At 44.2% G+C, this 23366-nt stretch carries 4 protein-coding genes; all 4 read right to left on the bottom strand.

Annotated features, from left to right (window positions below):
- Positions 1-27: 27 nt before the first annotated feature.
- The 4 genes from F6K64_RS21895 to F6K64_RS21880 all read right to left on the bottom strand — a co-directional run bounded on the left by F6K64_RS21895 (position 28) and on the right by F6K64_RS21880 (position 23321).
- On the bottom strand, positions 28-6924 hold the full coding sequence (locus tag F6K64_RS21895; protein ID WP_287266303.1) for a type I polyketide synthase: 6897 nt from the start codon (positions 6922-6924) through the stop codon (positions 28-30).
- Between the two features lie 67 nt (positions 6925-6991).
- Positions 6992-11962 (bottom strand): type I polyketide synthase, encoded by a 4971-nt coding sequence (locus tag F6K64_RS21890; protein WP_008191797.1) that lies wholly within the window; start codon positions 11960-11962, stop codon positions 6992-6994.
- On the bottom strand, positions 11962-18561 hold the full coding sequence (locus F6K64_RS21885) for a type I polyketide synthase (RefSeq protein ID WP_008191799.1): 6600 nt from the start codon (positions 18559-18561) through the stop codon (positions 11962-11964). Before F6K64_RS21885 ends, F6K64_RS21890 begins: the two co-directional genes overlap by 1 nt.
- 8 nt (positions 18562-18569) lie before the next feature.
- Complete coding sequence (locus tag F6K64_RS21880; RefSeq protein WP_008191801.1) at positions 18570-23321, bottom strand: type I polyketide synthase; 4752 nt, start codon at positions 23319-23321, stop codon at positions 18570-18572.
- Positions 23322-23366: the final 45 nt, after the last annotated feature.

The raw sequence follows: 23366 nt of genomic DNA, 5'->3' as shown, positions 1-23366 counted from the left end.
AAATTTGCTATTACTTACTGACTTCACTTATAGAAGTTGATCAAGCTGACTTACAGCTTGGGAAACTGCTAGATCCATTTCATCTTCTGAAAGCTGATTAATTTCAGCAGCTAGACTTTCTGAAAGCTCTGATTCTAAGGAACCTTCATCTACCATATCATCTAGTGTTTCAGCCTCACTGGCGGCTGTACTATTTGATGATAGAATCACTTTGTTTTCTAGGTAATCAGTTAAAGACTCAATATTCGCATACTCAAAAGCTATAGTTGATGGTAGTGAACAATCAAAGCTAGTTTGCAATTTATTCCTGAACTCTACAGAGGTCAAAGAGTCCATACCTAGATCAAAAAATCCTGTTTCTAATGAAATGGATTCGGGATGATTGATTCCTAAGACGAGGGCTAATTGACGACGGACATGAGCTAGTAATAATGAGCGACGTTTGCTGGGTGCTGTTGCTTCAAGCTTTAACAAAAATTCTGACTTGGATATTTCAGAAGTAGTTTGGATTGTTTCCTGCCAATCTGTAAAGAAAGGCCATTGAGCTACTCTTTCTTGCCAAGCTGACCACTCGATTGGCACAACTCCTACTTCTATATCTGATAGGTTGTTTTCCTGAGCCTTAGCTGTACTACTCATCAGTAGCTCAAGGGACTCTAACACCTGAGTTGGAGAGAGCGCACCCATACCCTGCTGCTGCCCCCTAACATCTGCTCCCCGTTCAGCTGCCTCTCCCACTTGAGCAACAGCTCCCCAATGAATGCTCAATCCGGGTAATCCTATTCCTCGACGATAGTGAGCTAAACCATCAAGAAACCCATTGGCTGCAGAATGATTTCCCTGACCCGGTGAACCCAACAGAGATGCTGCGGAAGAAAACAGCACGAAAAAGTCCAATGGTTGGTTTTGGGTGAATTGATGCAAATGCCAAGCTCCTTGAACTTTGGGAGCCATCACTTGCTCAAAGCTCGACCAACTCTGGTTTTGTAGCACTCCATCTGACAACATCCCTGCCGCATGAATGACCCCTGCTAATGGTATTTTTGAATGCTCAATTTTGTACAGCACTCTGGTGATCGATTCAACATCAGACACATCAGCTTTTTCCACGACCACTTGAGCTCCAGCCATTTCTAACTCAGTCAGTTTTTGGTTGGCAGCATCATCCGGTGCACGGCGTCCTAACAAAACTAAATGCTTGGCTCCCTTGTCCACCATCCAACGAGCCACCAGTAACCCTAAACCTCCCATACCTCCTGTAATCAAGTAGGTAGAATCCTCACGGAAACTCAAAGACTGTTCGGTAGTGGCATCAGTCTGCTGATGGTGACTAGCCACCAATCGAGCCACATAACGCCCATCTCCTCGCCATGCTACCTGGTCTTCTTGATCCTTAGACCAGATTTCTTTGAATAGTACATCAGCTTGCTTCTTTATCGTCTGGTGTGGGTCTAAATCTATGCGCACGCAGTTTAGTTCAGGGTGTTCTAAGCTAATCACTTTCCCCATTCCCCACAGTGAAGATTGGGCTAGTCCTGGTATTACCGGATAACTTGAGGGTACTGGTTGGGCACCACAAGTGACTAACCATAACTGGGGTGGTTGGGATAACCCAGCTTTGACTAATGCTTGTACCAAAGATAAAGTAGTGCCACACCCTAGTTTAGATAAGTTTTTTAATTCCTCAGAGTTGATGTTATTAATCACCCCCGCTTCAGTTGTCCAACATTGCACTACTCCAGATAACGATGGTGATTTGGCGTTTACTGTCTCTATTAGTTGTTCAAATTCTGAGAAGTTGTCGGGGTTAATGGTAAATTCTCCTGGGGCAATCTGTTGATAGTTTTCTCCCCAAAATACTAAGGTACAAACGTCTCCTTCTGAGTGCAGTTGGCTAGCTAGCTGTTGAGCAATTCCTTGTTGGTCTGCTAGTATCAACCAACCCTTTGGTGTCTCCTTCGTTGGTTCTAACTTTGTTGAAGCTGCTTGGGCTACAATCACCGTCTGTTGAGACAAAGCTTCTGCCATTCCTTCAACTTCTGGCAGAGTCACTACTTGAGTAAAACCTGTTTCACTCAATACTTTTTTCCACTGCTCCCGATTCAGCAGAGGGTAGTCTGGTCTTAATTCATAATCAGTAAATTTCCACCATCCTTCTAATAGTCCGAAGATTAAATCTACCCACCGAGATCGAGTTGTTGCTTCATACAAGACCAATATCCCCCCTGGTGCTAACAGTTGTCGCACATGGGATAAGGTTTGCTTAAGACTTGTGGTTGCATGGAGGACATTGGCCGCAATAATTACATCATATCGATGAGACTCAAATCCTTGGCTGCTTGGGTCTACCTCTATATCTAAGGTTTGATATCCCAAGAATCGATAATCCTGGAATTTCTCTTGGGCTTTACTCGTAAACAATGCTCCTATATCGGTGAAGATATATTCTGTTTGGTTAGGATTGAGGTGAGGCAGAATATAGCTTGTCGTCCCTCCTGTTCCGGCTCCGATTTCCAACAAACGTATTCCTCGGCTAGGTGGTAACTTCTCCATAGCTTTCATGATGACTTTTTCCACTATCGTGTTCATCACTTTTGCTACAGCTGAGTCTTTATACAGTTGGGTTGCTGTGGTTAAATCCCCTTGAGGGAACACCAGTTGCACTGGGTCAATTTCTCCTCGTAGTACCCCGCTTAGTTGAGATGCACAACGCTCCAATAATGTCAATGTTGCTGCTTCATCTGGATATTGACTTAGTAGACTCTGGCTTTGTTTACTCGGGTTGACTTTCTGCGCTGTTTTTTGAACCTGCCACTGCTGTTGATTAGACTGGAGTATTCCTACTTCTGCTAGGATTTGTAGTAGACGCTCGAATAGCCTTACCTGAGTTGGAACTACCCCTAAACATTGGGCTGCTGCATCTAAGTCGAAGCTCTCTGTCGGCTGGTATGACCAACCCATCTGCAACAAACCTTGCACTATATAATCTACGCTTAATTCTTCTAATTGAGTTCCGATTTCTGAGGTGCGAGCATTATCTAAGAGAGTTACTAATTCTGTGAGACTGGGAGCCAATTGCTGGGAGACTTCTACAGGATCTAGCAGAAAATCTGGAGGTAGCAACCTGCCCAAAAGACCTTTGGTTCTCCATTCTACTTCATACAACCAATTACTCAAATCTGAACCCAGAGTCATCAACAAAATTTTGGGATTAGCTTTCCTACCTTCAAAACCAATAACCTGAGCAACTAGCTGCCCATGTTGGTCAAACAATTGTATATCGGCTTTGAATTTTTCTCCTGATTGTTTATCTTTCGAGCCACAGGTATAACACCAAAGCAGATCATTATCAGAACTATTATAGAAAGTGAATTTATCTATACTGAACGGAACAAACGTTTCATTCTTGTTGCCAGATTGATCTAAAACAAGTGCGATTATTGATTGAAAGCACGAGTCAACTAGAGTCGGATGTAGTTGATACTTTGTTGTATTAAGGATAGTTTTTGGGACTTTCATTTGACAAAGAACTTCTCCCTCTCCTAACCATACCTGCTCTATCCAACGGAAACTCTGTCCTAAGTGAATCTGTCTATCCCAGAGATGCTGGTAAATTTCTGCACTATCTATTTTTTGGCTACATCTGGCTTGAATTTCTTCTAGAGGTATTAGTGATTGCTCAGCATTGGCAACAGACAATTTTCCTGTGGCATGAACTGCCCAGTCACTGATGTGACTACCATTGTTTGAAACTTGATTAATCTGTGATTCTAAAGAGTCGTCAAAGCTAATCACTTGAAATGAAAAAGAGTTATTTTGCGGTGTCAAAACCACCTGAACTGTTCGCACCCCTTGTTCCGGAATTGCCAGTGCTTGAGGAAACAGAATATCCTCGATTTGACATTCGGTTGCGGCAAAGGTTAGAGATGCCGCTGCTAACAAGAGGGAGATATGACTGGCACCAGGAACTACCACTTGTTCATACACAATGTGGTCAGCTAAAAATGGCAGATTTTCAGTGCTAAAGTAAGACTCAAAAAAGATTTCTTTTGATAAGGGAGATTGAAACTTTTGATTAATCAGAGGATGGAGTTTAGTTGTAGAGATTGCTTTTCCATCCCAATCATTAGTTGTTTCAACCCAATACCTTTTACGTTGGAAGGGATAAGTTGGTAACACGACTTTCTGATGGTTATAATCTCTGTCAAATCCTGACCAATCTACTTGAACTCCATGTACATACAACTGTCCTAAAGTAGAGAGTATCTGTTGCCATTCATCTACCGCAGGACGCAAAGAAGGCAACCAGACACCTACCCCTTCTGGCAGACATTGATGTCCCATGCCTAATAATATTGGTTTGGCTCCTATTTCTAGGAATATTTCTAAACCTTGTTGGTGCAGGGTTTCCATACTAGCAGCAAACTTTACGGGCTGGCGTATATGATTGACCCAATAGTTGGCTGTGGTAATACTATTGTCTACTTTTGTGCCTGTAACATTAGAAATTAGTGGTATTTTTGGTTGATGGTAGGTAACTTGATTAGCTACAGCTTCAAACTCTGCCAACACCGGTTCCATTAATGGTGAATGAAAAGCATGGGATACTTGTAGTCTTTTAGTTTTGACTCCCTCTGACTCTAATTGATTGACAATAGCTGCAATAGCTTCTGTTTCACCAGAAATAACCACACTTTCTGGTCCATTAATTGCAGCAATTGCGACCTTGTCTGTGTAGGGGGTAATCAATTCACGAACTTTTGACTTCTTAGCCATGACTGAAACCATCTCACCATCAGAGGGTAACTGTTGCATTAACCTTCCCCTAGCTGCAATGAGTTTTAGACCATCTTCTAAACTAAAAATTCCTGCTATTGTTGCTGCTACATATTCTCCCACACTGTGACCCATTACCGCATTGGGTTTAATTCCCCAAGATTCCCATAACTTAGCCAAGGCATACTCTATAGCAAATAAGGCGGGTTGGGTATAAGCTGTTTGGTCTAGTAGAGAGGAGCTTGATGATGGTGCATTTTGAGGATAGAGAACTTCTAAGAGTCGATATTCCAGATAGGACTCTAAAATTTGGTCACATTGTTCCAAAGCTTTACGGAAAGTCGGCTGAGTTTCGTAGAGTTGCCTTCCCATATTCACATACTGGGAACCTTGACCAGTGAACAAGAAAACTATTTTCGGTGGATTTTTGCTAGCATGTCCAGAAAATAGTCCAACTGCTTGCTCCCCAGTTTCCTGGTAATGTAGTTTTTCTACTAGTTCTTTGCGGTCAGCAGCAATAACCGCTAATCGATGTTTGAAATGAGCTCTTCCTGTGTTGGCTGTATAACAGACATCTTCTAGCTCCAATTCTGGATGATTTTCCAGATAATGGAGATAACTAATGACTAACTCCGCCAGGGCGATTTCTGTTTTCGCTGACAGCGTTAGTAGATTAATTGAACGTTCTAAGCAATCTTCACTGTTGCCTGTTGCCTTCCCCCCTTGGGGGGACACAGGGGGGGGTTGCCTGTTGCCTTCTCTTGGAGCTTCTTCTAGCACTATATGAGCATTAGTGCCACTAATAGCAAAGGAACTAACTCCTGCCACTCGTTGACCACTGGATGAGGACCAAGGTGTCAGTTGAGTGGGAACTTCTAGAGGTAGATTCTCCCAATCAATATAGGGGTTAGGATGTTTAAAATTCAGTGATGGTGCAATTTTTTGATGTTGGAGTTGTAGAACTACCTTAATCAATCCGGCAATTCCCGCTGCGGCTTCTAGGTGACCGATATTGGTTTTAACTGAACCAATCCTCAAAGGATGTTCTTGGTTATGTCCCTCCTCAAACACCGTGCCTAAGGCTCTAACTTCCATCGGATCCCCTAAGGAAGTTCCTGTACCATGAGCTTCCACATAACCTACCTGAGATGGTTCTATTTTGGCTGCTTTGAGAGCTTGTTGAATAAGCTGTTCTTGGGCTAGTTTATTAGGTACTGTCAGCCCACTACTAGGTCCATCATGATTAACCGCTGAACCACGAATCACTGCCCAGATTTGGTCACCATCTTTAAGAGCATCAGACAGGCGCTTAAGTACTACCATGCCACATCCCTCTCCCCTACCATAACCATCCGCCGCAGCATCAAAAGTCTTACATCTGCCATCCGGTGATAGAGCCTTCAATTTTGATAGTGCGGTGGTAACGTGAGGAGAGAGTATCAGTTGTACCCCTCCTGCTAAAGCCAGATTAGACTCACCCCGACGCAGACTATGGCAAGCCTCATGTATAGCTACCAGAGATGCTGAACAAGCTGTATCTATTGCTAAAGATGGACCTTGCAATCCCAAGAAGTAAGATAGCCTACCTGCGGCAAAACAAAAGCCATTGCCTGTAGCATCGTAAGGGCTGATATTTTCTAGTTGGTTAAAACCCAAATCAGCATAATCGTTTTGACCCATACCTAGAAACACTCCTGTGTGGGTATTTTCTAATTGTTGGGGGTTAATTCCCGCTCTTTCTAAAGCTTCCCAAGTTACTTCTAAAAGAAAACGTTGTTGTGGGTCAAGGCTATGGGCTTCTCTCGGAGAGATGCCAAAAAACTCAGGCTCAAACTGATCTACCTGATCCACTAAGGAAGCATGACGGATATACATTTTCCCTGGAGTATCAGGGTCAGGATGGTAAAAATAATCTGGATTCCAGCGTTCAGGTGGAATTTCTCTAACTCCATCTTCACCATTAGCTAACAGTTGCCAGAAGCTTTCTGGAGTGTTGGCATTTCCTGGGAATCGACAACCAATACCAATAATGGCAATAGGTTCACTTTTGGCAAGTTCCATCATCTCCAACTTAGCTTCTGCTTGCTTTAGCGCCAGAAACATCTGTTTGGATAATGATAGTTGCTCTTTGTTGGTAGTCGGTTCCATGAATTTTGATCCTTGACTTATTATTTGACTTTTTGATTAATTAAACTGTCCTTATTTCAGAAGTTTATCAAAGCATACTCTTAATTTTTTCTAATTGTTGAGCTGCTAGTGCTTCAAATTCCTCTTCTGAGATATCTTCGATAACTGGCAAAATCTGCTCATCTACATCTACCTCTTTTCGTTCAGGTAAATTACTCTCGGAATCTGCTACTGATTTCCATCCCATGACTTCTTCAAATATATACCGAGATAGTTTGTCAATTGTGGGATATTCCATAGCTACTGTCCCAGGTAAGGTAATCCCTAGTTGAGCTTGTAATCGATTCTTTAATTCCACTGTTGTCAAAGAGTCCATCCCCATTTCCATAAAGCCCAAATTGATTTCTGGTAATTGAGATGAACTTAAGCCTAATACCTTGGCTACTTGCCCTCGAATGTGTTCCTTTAGAATTTCCTTACGTTCGCCTGCTGATGCCTTATCTAATTGATCTAAAATTTCTCGTTCTAGCTTCTGCTTCAGAATATCTTGTTGCTGTAATTCATCTTGGTGTAATAGTTCCTGTAGTAATGAACTTTTATTTAGATTACTCCACTGTTGTGCCAATAATGACCACTCTACATATATTACACCAATTTGTCCAGTTAGAGTTTGATTGGCTAACAGTTGCTCCAAGGCAGACATTCCTTGTTCGGGGGCAATATCATTAACTCCACTGGTATGGATGCGATTTTGATGCTGAGCCGCTAAATTATTCGCCATTCCTCCAGACGCCCAAGGACCCCAGTTAATAGTTAATCCAGACAATCCTCTACTTCGACGATAGTTAGCCAAAGCATCCATAAAGGCATTGGCAGCAGCATAATTTCCTTGACCTGGTGAACCGATTAAGGAAGCTATTGAAGAGAAGCAGACAAAGAAATCTAACGGTAGCTCTTGGGTAAATTGATGTAAATGCCAAGTTCCTCCTACCTTTGGTGCCATTACTTTGGCAAAATTCTCCCAACTCATCTGTTGCAGGGTTGCGTCATCAAGTATTCCGGCGGCATGAATAATACCTTTTAGTATAGGTAAAGATGTCTGAATCTGTTCAATAATTTGGGCAACATCTTGTTCAAGAGAAATATCTCCTAACAAAACCTTAACTTTAGCTCCTGCTTGTTCTAACTTTTCTATGATTTCTTGTACTTTTTCTGATGGAGCACTACGTCCAGTCAACACCAGATGTCGAGCGCCCTTTTCTACTAGCCATTGTGCTGTATGTAACCCTAAAGCTCCGAGTCCTCCTGTAATTAAGTAAGTGGCATCAGATGCTAAGGATAGTGCTTCAACAGATGCCTGAAGAGATTGCTGAACCAAACGGGCTACATAGGTTTTTCCTTCTCGTAAAGCTAGATAGTCTTCTTCTGAGTTGTTTACTAGTAATTGCAACAGCTTTTCTACATCCTCTTCTGATGTTTGCGGGTCTAAATCTACCAATCCCCCCCAAAGCTGCGGATGTTCTAGAGACACGACTCTACCTAATCCCCACAAGGGTGAGGCAGCTACTGTTAGTTTTTCCATGTTCGATAATACTGACTGAGCGCCCCTGGTGACTAGCCATAATTGAGGAACATTGGTAGTTTTGAGCACACTTTGTAGCAGGTGCAATACACTAGCACACCCCCACAGTTGAGTCTGCTCTAAGGTGTTTAGGGTTAAATGTTCCGTAACTGGAGCATCTAAGCTCCACAAATGGATTACCCTTGATAAGGGCAGTTGACTGGTTTCTATAATGGCTTCATAAAGTTGTCCAAATTCTTCAGGAGCAGAGGGATTGAGTTGATATCTTCCTGTTGCTAGTTGTTGATATTTATCTGCTCGATAAACTAAGCTACATTTATGTCCTTGCTGTTGTAATTTTTGGGCTAATTTCTCTGCTACCCCCGTATTGTCGGCAAAAATCAACCAATGACTCACTTGAATGCCGTTTTTTAGGTAAATTTCAGGTAAAGGTTGCCACTGAAGTTGATAGAACCAATCTTTAATCCTTGCTGCTGCTAATTGTTGCTGATGTTGCTTAGTTAGTAGTTCTAAGATTTTCGGTAAAAGTTTAAGCTGTTCTGGTGAAAAGTTTGCTGCTTTTTCCAGTTGTTGTGCTAAGGTGTCAATTTCTCCTTTACTGAGGAGGTTGACGATCTCAGTATTAGTATCTTTCTCTGCAAAAGAAGCATTGCTTTGATATCCATTATCTTTTGTTTCTACCCAGTAGTGTTGTCGTTGGAAGGGATATGTTGGCAATATTACTTTATCACGGTTATAGTCTTGGTCAAATCCTGACCAATCTACTTTGGCTCCCTGTACATATAACTGTCCCAAACTAGAGAGCATCTGTTGCCATTCTTCTACTCCCGGACGCAATGATGGTAACCAGACACCCACTTCTTCTGGTAAACATTGACGCCCCATTCCTAATAATATTGGTTTAGGTCCGATTTCTAGGAATAACTCATATCCTTCCTGATGCAGAGTTTTCATACTCTGGGCAAACCGCACTGGTTGGCACACATGATTTACCCAATATTCGGCAGTGGTAATTTCCAAATTCACCTGTTGACCAGTAATATTTGATATTAGAGGTATCTGAGGCTGACTATAGCTCATTTCTTTGGCTACTGCTTCAAATTCTGCTAGCATCGGTTCCATCAGAGGAGAATGGAAAGCGTGAGACACTTGTAGTTGTTTGGTTTTGATGCCAACGGATTCAAAATTAGTTGCGATCGCTCTTACTGCTTCGGCTTCGCCAGAAATTACTGTGCTTTCGGGTCCATTGATGGCTGCTATGGCTACTTTTTCTCCTAGGGACATCCCTTTCAAAGTCTCTAGAACTTTCAACTCTGATGCCATAATTGAAATCATCTCGCCACCAGCAGGTAATTTCTGCATCAAAGAGCCTCTAGCGGCAATTAGCCTCAAACCAGCTTCTAAACTCCATACTCCTGCTACAGTTGCCGCTACATATTCTCCTACACTATGACCCATAACGACATCTGGTTTAATCCCCCACGATTGCCAGAGTTTAAATAGGGCATATTCTATGGCAAATAAAGCAGGTTGAGTATAGGCTGTTTGAGCTAGTAGGGAGGAATCTGATGAGTCATCTGTTGGATAGAGTATTTCTCGTAGTGACTTTTCCTGAAACGTTTCTAGGTTACTGAGAATGTCCTCACATTGGTTAATCGTTTCACGGAAAGTTGGTGATTCTTGATACAACTGCCTGCCCATGTTCACATATTGTGAGCCTTGCCCTGTGAATAGAAAGGCGATTTTGGGTGTTGTGTTGTTGTTGGGCAGTTCCCCTGAAAAAATTCCGGTTACCTCTTCTTCCTGTTGGTGCTGTCGGAGTTTGTCCACTAATTTTTGTCGGTTAGAGGCAACAACTGCTAGTCTGTGGTTGAAGTGGGTACGTCCTGTGTTGGCTGTATAACAGATATCGGCTATTTCTAGTTTGGGATAAGTTTTTAGATAATTTTGAGAATTACTGAGTAAATCACTAAGAGCAGTTTGGGTTTTGGCTGAGAGTGTTAACAGATGAACTGAGCGTTCCAAGTAATCTTCACTGTTGCCTGTTGTCTTCCCTTCTTGGGGATTTTGTCTATTGCCTTCTATTGGTGATTCTTCTAGGATCACATGGGCATTAGTCCCACTAAAACCAAAGGAACTTACTCCCGCGATATGACTTTTCCCATTGGTTTGCCAAGGGGTCGGTTTAGTCGGAACTTGTAGAGGTAATTGTGACCAATTAATATAAGAGTTAGGCTGATTAAAATGCAGTGATGGTGCTATTTGTTCATGTTGCAGTTGTAGAACTACCTTCATCAAACCTGCAATTCCTGCTGCTACTTCTAAGTGACCAATATTAGTTTTAGCGGAACCAATGATCACAGGCTGTTCAATAGAGTGGTTTTTGCCAAATACCTTTCCCAACGCTCCGACTTCAATGGGGTCTCCCAGGGAAGTTCCGGTACCATGAGCTTCAATATAACTGACACTGGCTGGCTCCACACCCCCATTGGCCAAGGCTTGGCGAATCACAACTTCTTGAGATGGTCCGTTAGGTACTGTTAAACCACCACTCGGTCCATCTTGATTGACTGCCGTGCCGCGAATTACTGCTAGAACATTATCTCCATTAGCTAGTGCGTCGGAAAGTCGTTTCAAAACAATCACTCCGCATCCTTCACCACGCACATAACCATTGGCAGAAGCATCAAAGGTCTTGCACCTACCATCGGGAGATAACATTTTGGCCTGAGAGAAAACAATACTAAACTTGGGAGATAGAATTAGATTCACACCTCCTGCTAGAGCTAGATTGCATTCTCGCTGTCGCAAACTCTGACAAGCCAGATGCACTGATACCAAAGAGGAAGAGCAAGCAGTATCTACTGCCAGATTCGGTCCAGTAAGTCCCAAGATGTATGATAAACGACCTGTAGCGGCACTCGGTACATTACCTGTACCCCAATAAGCTTCTGGTATTTCAGAGGTTGCCAGCTTATTTAAGTAGTCGTTACTACCGATGCCAATAAAAACTCCTGTGAGACTATTAAACAATTTGTCCGGGACAATGTTAGCCCTTTCGATAGCTTCCCAACTCACTTCGAGCAACAAGCGTTGTTGGGGGTCTAAGCTGTGAGCTTCTCGGGGAGAAATCCCGAAAAATGGGGCATCAAAGCGATCTATTTCGGAGAGAAAACCACCGTCGCGGGTAGCAATTTTGCCGGGAGCATCTGGGTCTGGGTCATAATACTCATCAATGTTCCATCTATTTTTAGGTACTTCGGCGATCGCATCTACTCCATCATTGAGTAACTGCCAAAAGGCTTCAGGAGAATCTACTCCACCAGGGAAGCGACAGCCCATGCCAATTATCGCTATGGGTTCTTTTTCTTGATTTTCAAAAGCTTCTAACTTAGACTGCAAAGTTTCTATCTGGAGAAAAGCATTTTCCATTAATGCTTTATAGTCTATGGTTCGGCTACTTTGACTTTTTTTCATTAGCTTTTTTTACCCTCCAGAGATTCTAATTTTCTAGCCAGTATATTGGCCATTTCATCTTCAGACATTTCCTGAAAACGAAATGTGTTATCTATTTCCTCTTGTTCTAAATTTTCTATTTCATCTAGGTTGGAAGAGAATTCTATTGGGATGACATCGTTTGCTAAATACTCTACCAAAGCCTCTACCGTAGGATAATCAAATAACAGTGTTGAACTTAAGTTAGTTTCTAAACTTGACTCCAAGCGATTTTTCAATTCCACTGCCATCAGAGAATCTAATCCTAAGTCAAACAAAGGTTGACGCATTCCTATTTTTTGTCCATCCCTCCAACCTAATGCTTTGGCGATCGCTGAGCGAATGTGATTTGTTAATAACTCTTGACGCTCTGAAACAGCTGCTGCTTCTAGTTGTTCTCTAAATGCTGACTTTTGGGTTAATGATGGCTCAGTAGAAATCAATGCCTCCAAGAATGGCATCTTTTGCCCACCTGGTAGTGTACTGACAAACTTTGACCAATTAATGGGCAAAACCCCAACTTGGCTGGGAGTCTGTGATAACAATGACCCCAATGCCTGCATTCCTTGCTGAGGTTCTATGGCACGGATACCAATGGTTTCCAGCCTTTGCTGATGCTGACCTGCTAAACTAGCTGCCATCCCTGATGATGCCCAGGCTCCCCAATTGATACTCAATCCTGGCAACCCCATACTGCGACGATAATGAGCTACTGCATCCATAAACTCATTAGCTGCGGCATAATTTCCTTGACCAAGATTTCCCAGCAGAGAAGACATGGAGGAAAAACAAACAAAGAAATCTAAGGGTAGATCTTTGGTCAGTTGATGCAAATGCCAAGTACCCTGTACTTTGGGAAGCATTACTTTTACGAACTGCTGCCAACTCATATTTTGCAGTACCCCGTCATCCAAAACCCCGGCGGCATGAATCACTCCTCGCAAGCTAGGCAACTCCCTTTCAATTCTCTCCATCATCTGAGATACTTGCTGGGAGCAAGAAACATCAGCAAGCTGAACGCTCACCTTTACCCCCATATCCTCCAACTGTGCGATCTTTATTTGTGCTTCAGCTGAAGGAGAACGGCGTCCCATCAATACCAAGTGACGAGCTCCCTTATCCACTAGCCACTTTGAGACCTCTAATCCCAAAGCGCCTAATCCTCCTGTCACTAAATAGCTACCCTGTGCTTGTATCTCTTTCTTTTGTTCTCTCAATGGGGGAATAGCAACCACAACCTTCCCTATATGCTTTGCTTGTTGAAGATATCGGAAAGCTTCGTGCACCTGTCCTAACTCAAACACTTGATGCGGCAGAGGTTGCAATTTCCCCGTCTTCAACTCTGTGCCTAGTTCGCTCCAGAGCTGCGCTACTAGCTCAGGCTGCTCTCGCACCATCTCCACCAGGTCAAAAACCTCATACTTGACATCCGGACGGTATTCTTGTGCTTTGCTCTGTGACCAAATATTAATTTTACCGATTTCAATAAATCGACCTCCATGAGCTAAGGCTTGAAAGCTCTGGGGAATGTACTCTTCATTGAAGCTGTTGAGCACCACATCCACTCCCATATCCTCAGTAGCTGCTTGTACTTGCTCAGCAAATTCCAGAGTCCGGGAATTCATGATTTGCTCTACTCCCTGCTGCTGCAAAAACTTCCATTTGGGAGGACTGGCTGTCGCAAAGACTTCGGCTCCCCTGTTTTGAACCAACTGAACCGCAGCCTGTCCAACTCCCCCTGCAGCGGAATGAATCAACACTCGTTCTCCCGGTTGTAGGTTGGCTAAATAGTTCAATCCGTAGTGAGCTGTGATAAAAGCTGTAGGCAAAGTGGCTGCTGCTTCAAAACTTAGGTGTTGGGGCTTAGGTAGTGCTAAATCAGCTGGAATTGTCATATAGTGGGCCAGGCACCCTATGGCTAAAGCCAACACAACCTCATCACCTACTTGTAAATGCTCAACATCAGAGCCTACAGCTACCACCACACCAGCACATTCCCCACCAAAGACTACCTGCTCGGCACTGTCAAATAGATGTTGAGTATATTCCTGCATCATGCCTAAAGCAGTGAGAACATCGCGGAAGTTGAGACCAACTGCCCTAACTTGAATCTCCACTTCTCCCCTTTCAGGCTGTCGGCGCTGCTGAGGTTGAAGTACAAGATTGTCTAAAGTGCCGTAAGCTCTCAGCCGGAGTTGCTGAGGGTATTCGCCTGAAGATTGGGGCACAAAACGTTCCAGTCTAGCTACATGGCGTTCTCCTTGTCGATAGGCTACTTGGTCTTCAGCATCAGGAGCCAACAACTCTTGCAGTAGCATTTCTACTCCCTCAGCAATGCTGGCATTGTCCGGATCCAAGTCTACACGGTGGCATTTAAACTCGGGATGCTCCAACGCAATCACCCGACCCAGACCCCACAAAGGGGATTGCTGCACATGTATGGTAGTTTGAGCTGCTATACATTGAGCTCCCTGAGTTACCAACCACAGAGGGGGTACTTGAGAATCAAACACTTCGCCTAGAGCTTGGATTAAGTGTAGTGTACTTCCACAGACAAGTTCTTGAGCTTGGTTCAACTGTTGTGAGTCACTGAGCAGACTCCACAAGTGAACCACACCTTGCAGAGTAACCCCTTTCTCAACTATCTTCTGCAACAATTGTTGGAAAGATTCCTTTTGGGTAGGACACACTTGGTAGTGATACTCGCTCAGATACCGAAAATCGTCTCCTGGTGAGACTACTACATACTGCTGATCAAGTTGAGCCAAAGAGCTTGTCAATTGTTCTGCCCAAACTCCCTCAGGTACAAACAACAACCACATACGCGATGTAGCCAAGGGTACTGTTTCCTTAACCTCTGAGGGTTGCCACTGTAGCTGATAAAGCCAATTACTCACATCTGGCTGTAAACTCTTCAGAAATAGCTGACTTGGGGCTCGCTTGACCGTGAAACCGTTAATGCGACCGAACGCCTGACCTGTTTCATCCAGCAACTGGATGTCATAAGAGCGCGTCTGCAACTGCTCGTTGACGCGGGATGGTTCCTCCACATAAGCATAGAAGCGGCTCGGTGTTGGATGCGAAAGCGTCATCTCTTTGACCCGCCAAGGTGCCCAAAACACACCTGAGTCAGAGCTGAAATCGAATAGATCTGGCGTTAGGCGTGTGCAAGCATCAATCAGCACCGGATGGATAGGTTCCCCAGCCAACTGGAATGCCAGTGCCTTTGGGACTTCAATTTCGAGCAGGCTAGTCTCCTCACCTATCCACGCCTGTCGGACAGCCTGCAACATTGGACCGTAAACCAGGGAGATACTGGCATAGATTTCAGTGAGGGTATCGGTGTCCAGTGGTCGCAACTGCTCACATAGGGCCGGGATATCTACACTCAGAGTAGGAGGTGGTGGCGGATTCTCTGAAACGCTCATACTTGCATGCTGTTGCCATTCCTCCTGCTTAGCACCATCCCGACTGAAGACTTCTACAAATTGTTTACCAACATTGTCAGCCGTATGAAGCATTAACTGTGTTTCCCGTGTGGTGTTGGACTCGGCAAGGAAGAGTGGTTGCTGGAAGTTAATATCCTCAACTGCTGCTGGTACTCCAACTGCGGCTAGGGTCATAGCTATGTAGCTCACACCCGGAATCACTGGGGTGTCATAGACACGGTGATCACCAATCCACGGATGATTGTTCAAGTTTATGTCTTGGTGGTAGATTGTCTGTCCCGTCGATGCTAACTCCAGCTTGTTGCCCAACAATCGGTGTACCTGTTGACCTGATAGAACGACAGTCTTGGGAGCTTCCACCCAGTAGCGTTCTCGCTGGAAAGGATAAGTGGGTAACGTGACTTTCTGACGAGCATAATCTCGGTCAAATCCTAACCAATCTACTTTGACTCCCTGTACATATAACTGTCCTAAGCTCAAGAGCATTTGTTGCCATGCATCTACTCCCGGACGCAATGATGGCAACCACACACCGACCCCTTCTGGTAGACATTGCCTTCCCATGCCTAATAGTATTGGTTTCGGTCCGACTTCTAGGAATACTTCAGAGCCAAGTTTGTCTAAAGCTTCCATACTTTGGGCAAACCTTACCGGTTGACGTACATGATTTACCCAATATTGGGCGGTAGTAATGCTACTATCTGCTGTTGTTCCTGTAACGTTAGATATGATTGGAATTTTTGGTTGATTGTAGGCGATTTGATTGGCTAGAGCTTCCCACTCGACCAACATCGGTTCCATTAATGGTGAATGGAAAGCATGGGATACTTGTAGTTGCTTGGTTTTGATTGTCTCCGATTCTAGGTTAGTAGCGATCGCTCTTACTGCTTCTGACTCTCCAGAAATTACTATACTTTGGGGCCCATTGATTGCTGCAATAGCCACTTGCTCACCAAGAGCCATTTCTTTCAATGTTTCTCGAACTTTAGACTCTGAAGCCATGACTGAAAACATTTCACCACCAGAGGGCAACTGTTGCATCAACCTTCCCCTGGCTGCAATTAGTTTCAAGCCATCTTCTAAACTCCAAACTCCTGCTACAGTTGCTGCTACATATTCTCCGACACTGTGACCCATGACTACATCTGGTTTAATGCCCCAGGATTGCCAGAGTTGGAATAAGGCGTATTCTAGGGCAAACAAAGCAGGTTGGGTATAAGCAGTCTGTTCCAGGACAGACTCCTCTGCTTCCAATGAATAGAGAACTTCCAGTAAATGCCTGTCCAGGTAGGGTTGCAAAATTTCCGCACATTGTTCTAGAGCTTTTCTGAAAGTCGGCTGAGTCTCATAAAGCTGTCTACCCATACCCACATACTGAGAACCCTGACCCGTGAATAACATTGCCACTTTGGGGGACTCACCGCCACTGACGACCCCACTCACGAGCCCGGTAACCTCTTCCTCTGTGCCGAAAGCCTTCAGTCTCTCTTGCAGTTCAGCTTTTGTGGCCGCTACCAAACTCAAGCGATGAATGTATGACAACCTTCCAGTGTTAGCAGTGAAGCATATATCTACCAGCTCTTGCTCTGGAGCTCTCTCCAGATGCTGACTATAGCTTTGGACTAGTTGCAGCAATGCCTCTTGGTTTTTGGCAGATAACGCCAATATATTCCATGGTCTTTCCCTCTCTACCTGAGGACTTTTTTGTGAAGATGGTGCTTCCTCTATTACCACATGGGCGTTCGTCCCAGTGAATCCAAAGGAACTTACCCCTGCCAACCGATGACCTGATACTTCCCATGGCGTCAGTTGCTTTGGTACTTGTAGCCAAGGCTGCCAGTCAATCTTGGGATTAGGTTGGTGCAAGTTTAGATGGGCTGGCAGGAGTCGATGCTGTAGCGATAACACCACCTTAATTAGTCCAGATACTCCCGCAGCTGCTTCTAAATGACCAATGTTTGTCTTTACCGAAGCCATCCACAACGGATATTCTGGAGTGCGATCCTCTCCCAGCACTGCCACCACTGCATTTACCTCTATAGGGTCTCCCAAGGAAGTCCCAGTTCCATGAGCTTCCAAATAACTAATCTCAGAAGGCTTAACCTGTGCTTGAGCTAGAGCTTGCTTGATTAATCTTTGTTGCGACTGCCCATTGGGCACTGTTAACCCACTGCTCGGTCCATCCTGATTGACTGCACTACCCCGAATCACTGCTACAATCTGGTCTCCATCAGCCTGTGCATCACTCAGACGTTTGAGCAGCACCATACCACAGCCCTCACCCCGTCCAAAACCATCTGCTGAAATATCAAAAGTCTTACACTGACCATCGGCGCAAATCATTCTAGCTTTGGAGGCATCAATATAGGAGTTTGGGGTTAAATGTAATTTCACTCCTCCCGCCAGAGCCATCTGGCATTCTCCGAGTCGTAAACTATTACAGGCTTGATGAATGGCTACCAGAGATGAGGAGCAAGCGGTGTCAATTGTGACTGTAGGTCCGGTAAAACCAAAGGTGTAAGCTAAACGACCAGCTGCATTGGATAAAGCATTACCTGTTCCTGCATAGGTGACTAATGGACTCTCTGGCTCCTGTTGCAAATGCTGCTGGAGCAATTGTTCGTAGTCACGACCATCATTGCCGATAAAGACCCCAACAGCAGCTTCCTCCAAGCGCTCTAACACTTGCCCACCTTGCTCTAATGCCTCCCAACTCACCTCCAGCAGTAGGCGGTGTTGGGGATCCATTGCCGTTGCTTCACGAGGGGAAATGCCGAAAAATTCTGGATCGAATTGGTCAACATTGTCCACAAAGTGGCCGTGACATGTGAGCATCTTACCCGGAGCATCTGGGTCAGGGTCGTAATAGGCTTCAATATTCCATCTCTCTCTTGGGATTTGCGATCGCGCACTGCTCCCCCCTTGCAACAACTGCCAGAATTTCTCTGGACTAGAGGCTCCACCAGGAAACCGACAACTCATGCCAATGATGGCAATTGGTTCGTGCAAAGTATTATTCAGCTTAGTCTCTAATTTTTTCAGAGCTAATGCAGCTCGCTGCAAAGGAGACAGTTGCTTAATTTGCTGTTTTTCACTCAATATTTGCTCTTTTTTAGTAAATTTATTCAACATAACTTTGTTTAATTGATTATCGATTCCAATATTTGATCAATTGAGCTTTCAAGCTCTTGATTGGATGATTGCTTAATCTCGTCTAGAAGTTTAGCTTCCAGTGAATCGTCTTCTTGTTGATCTTGATCAATCTCAGTCCGAAAAAGACCAACTTTGACAAGGTGCTGGTTGATTAGATATTTCTCCAACTTTTCAATATTGGGAAAATCAAAGGTCAAAGTTGAAGATAAATTTACTCCCAAAAGCTTGCTCAGTCTATCCCTTAAGTCTACAGCGGTCAGCGAGTCCATGCCCATCTCAAAAAATCCTACTTCTGAACCTGGTTTGTTTGTGATGGGTAAACCTAAAACTCGAGCGACTTCCTCTTGTAGTGCTTGTCGCAGCAGTTCCCTTCTCTGAGTTTCGGTTACAGCTTCCAACCTTTGTAGCAAACCAGGAGCTGGATTGGTCTTATCTTCAATATCTTCAGGAAGAACAGCTATGAGATCTAAGAGTGGACGCGGACGTTTAACGGCATACATCGTCTTGAAGCGATGCCAGTTATTGCGACTCACCGTCACCTGAACTTGGTTAGCAGATATTAGGTGCTCCAATGCAGAAATAGCTAACTCCGGTGAGAGTGCTTCTACTCCAATTTGAGCTAGCCATCTCTGAGCCTCATTTGTGGTCATGCCACCCCCTGCCCAGGCTCCCCAATTGATTGCTAATCCTGGTAAGTCTAAAGAATGACGATAGTGCACCAACCCATCTAGGAACTGATTAGCTGCGGCATAATGGGTCTGACCTCGGGAGCCCCAAACTGAGGCAATGGATGAGAAACAGACAAAGAAATCCAGATTCTCATTCCGAGATAGTTGATGTAGATTCCATCCACCCTGTACTTTAGGACGCAGCACTGCCTCCCATTTTTCCGGTGTTAACTCTTCGAGAGTATCTAATCTTCCTACTCCTGCCGCATGAATAATCCCTTTGAGAGGTTTCTCCTCAGCTTCAAGCTGCTTCCAGACTCGTTCCATATCGGTTAGATCAGCCACATCGACTGCCAGGACTTTGACATTAGTCCCAGTCTGTTGCAGTGCTTCCACAGCGGGTTGAGTTTCCTTTGTCAGACCACTACGACTAAGTAGGATCAGATGGCGGACACCCTGTTTAACCAGCCAATCGGCTACTTTCAATCCCAAGTATCCCAATCCACCTGTGATCAGATAGCTTCCTGTCGGCTCTACTTTGAATATTTTCGAGGTAGGAACTGAACTGCGCACTAATCTGGGTACATAACGTTCACCCCCACGGTAGACTACCTGGTCTTCCGCATCACGGTTGAGCAGCTCCCTTAAAAGGCATTCCATGTGATTTTCAGCAGTTTTACCTGGTTCTAGGTCAATTAATCCTCCCCACAACTCAGGGTGTTCGAGTGACACAACCTTTCCCATACCCCATAGAGGAGTCTGAGCTACAGAGATAGGATGCTCTCCCTTAGCTACTGCTCCTGCTGTAACTACCCAAACTTTTACAGGAGTTGAAGAGTCGTCTTGCAGTAAGGTTTGTAGTAGTCCCAGCAAGCTTTGAGAAGAAGTCGTATTTATCTGAGAAGGGACTTCCTCACTGGTCAAATACACAATCCCTACCAAGGGCAGCTCAGTTTCTTGTTGAACCTGCTGCAACAGTTGTGAATAGTCTTGAGGAAATTGCTTGACAACATAGCAACTCTGCTGTTTTTGCTCAAGCTGCTCTGCTAACTTCTGTGCCACAGTTGCCTCACCTCCGATAATCAGCCATTGACCATTCTGGGAAGGGGTTTCTGGAGCTAGAGTTGAAGGCTTGAGCTGCCACTCTATATGGTACAAACAATCCTTGAGAGCTGCTTGTGCCAGTGATTGTTGATGGTGGTGAATCAGTTGCTGCACGACTTCAACTGCTGTCAAGGAGCCGTTTCCTGTTAACATTGCTGTCAACTGCTTATAGTCTCCTCGATCTAATAGCTCAGTTACAGGAGATGAGGTTGAAACAGATAAATTTTGCTTGGCTTTGTCTTCACCTCTGCCTTGACTCCGTTCAATCCAATAACGTTGTCTTTGGAATGGATAGGTTGGCAATACTACTTTCTGAAAGCCATAATCTTGATCGACTCCCAACCAATCCACTTCAGCTCCCTGTAGATACAATTGTCCTAAACTGAAAAGCATCTGTTGCCAGTCTTCCATCCCTAGTCGCAGAGAAGGCAACCAGACACCTACCTCTTCTGGTAAACACTGCCTTCCCATACCTAACAAAATTGGTTTTGGTCCAATTTCTAAGAAAACTTCATAGCCTTCTTGGTACAAGGTTTCCATACTTTGGACAAACCGCACTGGTTGGCAGATATGATTCACCCAGTAGTCCGGTGTACTAATGTCACAGGTAGCTTGTTCTCCTGTGACATTAGATATGAGTGGAATTTGAGGTTGGTGGTAGTTCACTTGTTGAGCTACTGCTTCAAACTCTGCCAAGATTGGTCTCATTAAAGGTGAATGGAAGGCGTGAGATACCTGTAGTAGTTTGATTTTCACTCCCTCCAATTCCAGGCTGCTACTAATTGCTTTAACCGCAGCACTCGCTCCAGAAATCACAACACTTTCTGGTCCGTTGATGGCTGCAATACCCACATTAGACTGAGCTAACCCCAATTTCTCCGTGTAGTTTGCGATCACTGCTTGCACCTTCGACTCTGATGCCATGACCGATACCATCTCACCGACAGATGGCAATTGTTGCATCAACTGCCCTCGCTTGGCAATTAATCTCAAACCATCTTCTAAACTGAAAACCCCTGCTACCGTTGCTGCGACATATTCACCTACACTGTGACCCATGACCACATTTGGTTCAATGCCCCAGGATTGCCAGAGCTTGAAGAGGGCATATTCGATAGCAAATAGGGCGGGTTGAGTATAAGCTGTTTGGTCTAGTAGCGATGAACCAGACTCATCCGTTGTTTGATGATATAGAACGGCTAAAAGAGATTGATCTAGTAGCGAACTCAGAATTTCGTCACATTCCTCCAAAGCTTGACGAAAAGTTGGCTGAGTTTCGTATAGTTGCCGTCCCATATTCAGATATTGGGAACCTTGACCAGTGAACAGGAAAGCTACTTGAGGAACATTACTGCTGGTACAAAATTCTTTTTGAAACACCCCAACTACTTCTTCCCCAGCACTTCGGTTACTGAGTTTTGTTGCTAATTGTTGTCGATCAGCGGCAATAATAGCAAGGCGATGGTTGAAGTGGAATCGTCCACTATTGGCTGTATAACAAATATCTGCTAGTTCTATTTTTCGGTTAGTTTCTAGATAATTTTGATAACGACTAACCAATTCTTCGAGTGCTTCTTTAGTTTGAGCTGAAAGGGTTAATAAATGTAAGGGACGCTGATATATATCTTGGTTTTTAAATTGTTTTGGGGCTTCTTCGAGAATGACATGGGCGTTAGTTCCTCCCACGGCAAAAGAACTAACTCCAGCTCTGCGAGGCGTGCCATTGCTTTTCCATTCTGACAATTTTGTATTGACGAAAAAGGGACTATTTACAAAATCAATTTTGGGATTGGGTTGTTCAAAGTTCAGGCTAGGGGGAATTAATTTGTGATTGAGAGCCAAAGTAGCTTTAATCAGTCCCGTTACTCCTGCTGCTGCGTCTAAATGCCCAACATTAGTTTTTACTGAACCAATAGCACAAAAGCCTTGTTTTTGGGTGCTCTGCTGAAAAACCTTGGTCAGAGCTTCAATTTCAATCGGATCTCCGAGTTTTGTCCCTGTGCCATGAGCTTCTACATATGTGATCGTCTCTGCTTCCACACCAGCCACAGCCTGAGCTTCTGAAATAACCGCTGCTTGACCTACTACACTAGGTGCGGTGTAGCCGACTTTCAAAGAGCCATCGTTATTAATGGCTGAACCCTTAATTACTGCATAGATATAATCTTTGTCTGCAATAGCATCTTCGAGTCCCTTGAGTAGTACAACTCCGAGACCATTACCATACCTTGTACCCTCAGCTTTGGCATCAAAGGCTCGGCAATGACCATCTGGGGAGAGAATCATCCCGTCTTGATACAAATATCCCACTTCTTGAGGCACACGGATGGTTACACCACCAGCAAGAGCCATGTCGCATTCCCCATTGAGCAAACTTTGGCAAGCTAGATGAACAGCTACTAATGAAGTGGAACAAGCAGTTTGAACGGTGATAGCCGGTCCAGTTAGATTCAGGTTGTAAGCAACACGAGTTGCTAAGTAATCTTTGTCATTAGCCAGCAATTGTTGAAAAGAACTACTATTGAGGTAAGAAAAGTCAAAACAAGGATTAACGTTGTTCCAGAAATAGCTGCTCATGGTAATGCCAGCATAAACCCCGATAGAACCTTGATAGGTATCCGGGTTATAACCACCCCTCTCTATTACTTCCCAAGCACATTCGAGGAATAGCCTTTGTTGCGGGTCTATCTCTTCAGCTTGTTTAGGAGTATAGCCAAAGAAACTAGCATCAAACATATCTATGTTTGAGATCAAACTACCAGTCCTGACGTAGTTAGAGTTATTCAGTAACTCTTGTTCGATCCCAGAGTTGAGCAATTCTTGTTCTGAAAAAAGACATATTGATTCAACTCCATCCCGAACATTCTGCCAAAACTGTTCAATATCATCAGCTCCTGAATAACGTCCAGATATTCCTATAATTGCTATGTCTTGATTATCGTTAAGGTCTTCTAAATCATCCATCATCTTACTGTCATACTTTAATTTTGCTATATTTCTTAATTACTTAGC

The sequence above is a fragment of the Moorena sp. SIO3A2 genome (assembly GCF_010672265.1).
In the GTDB taxonomy this organism is placed as follows: Bacteria; Cyanobacteriota; Cyanobacteriia; order Cyanobacteriales; family Coleofasciculaceae; genus Moorena; species Moorena producens.
The sequence above is the reverse complement of the archived record's forward strand: the minus strand, read 5'-3'. Positions and strand labels throughout refer to the sequence as shown.

Bases quoted from the DNA above. Each gene is read 5' to 3' on its own strand.
- F6K64_RS21895 (WP_287266303.1), bottom strand. From the start codon at position 6,924: ATGGAACCGACTACCAACAAAGAGCAACTATCATTATCCAAACAGATG.
- F6K64_RS21890 (WP_008191797.1), bottom strand. From the start codon at position 11,962: ATGAAAAAAAGTCAAAGTAGCCGAACCATAGACTATAAAGCATTAATG.
- F6K64_RS21885 (WP_008191799.1), bottom strand. From the start codon at position 18,561: ATGTTGAATAAATTTACTAAAAAAGAGCAAATATTGAGTGAAAAACAG.
- F6K64_RS21880 (WP_008191801.1), bottom strand. From the start codon at position 23,321: ATGATGGATGATTTAGAAGACCTTAACGATAATCAAGACATAGCAATT.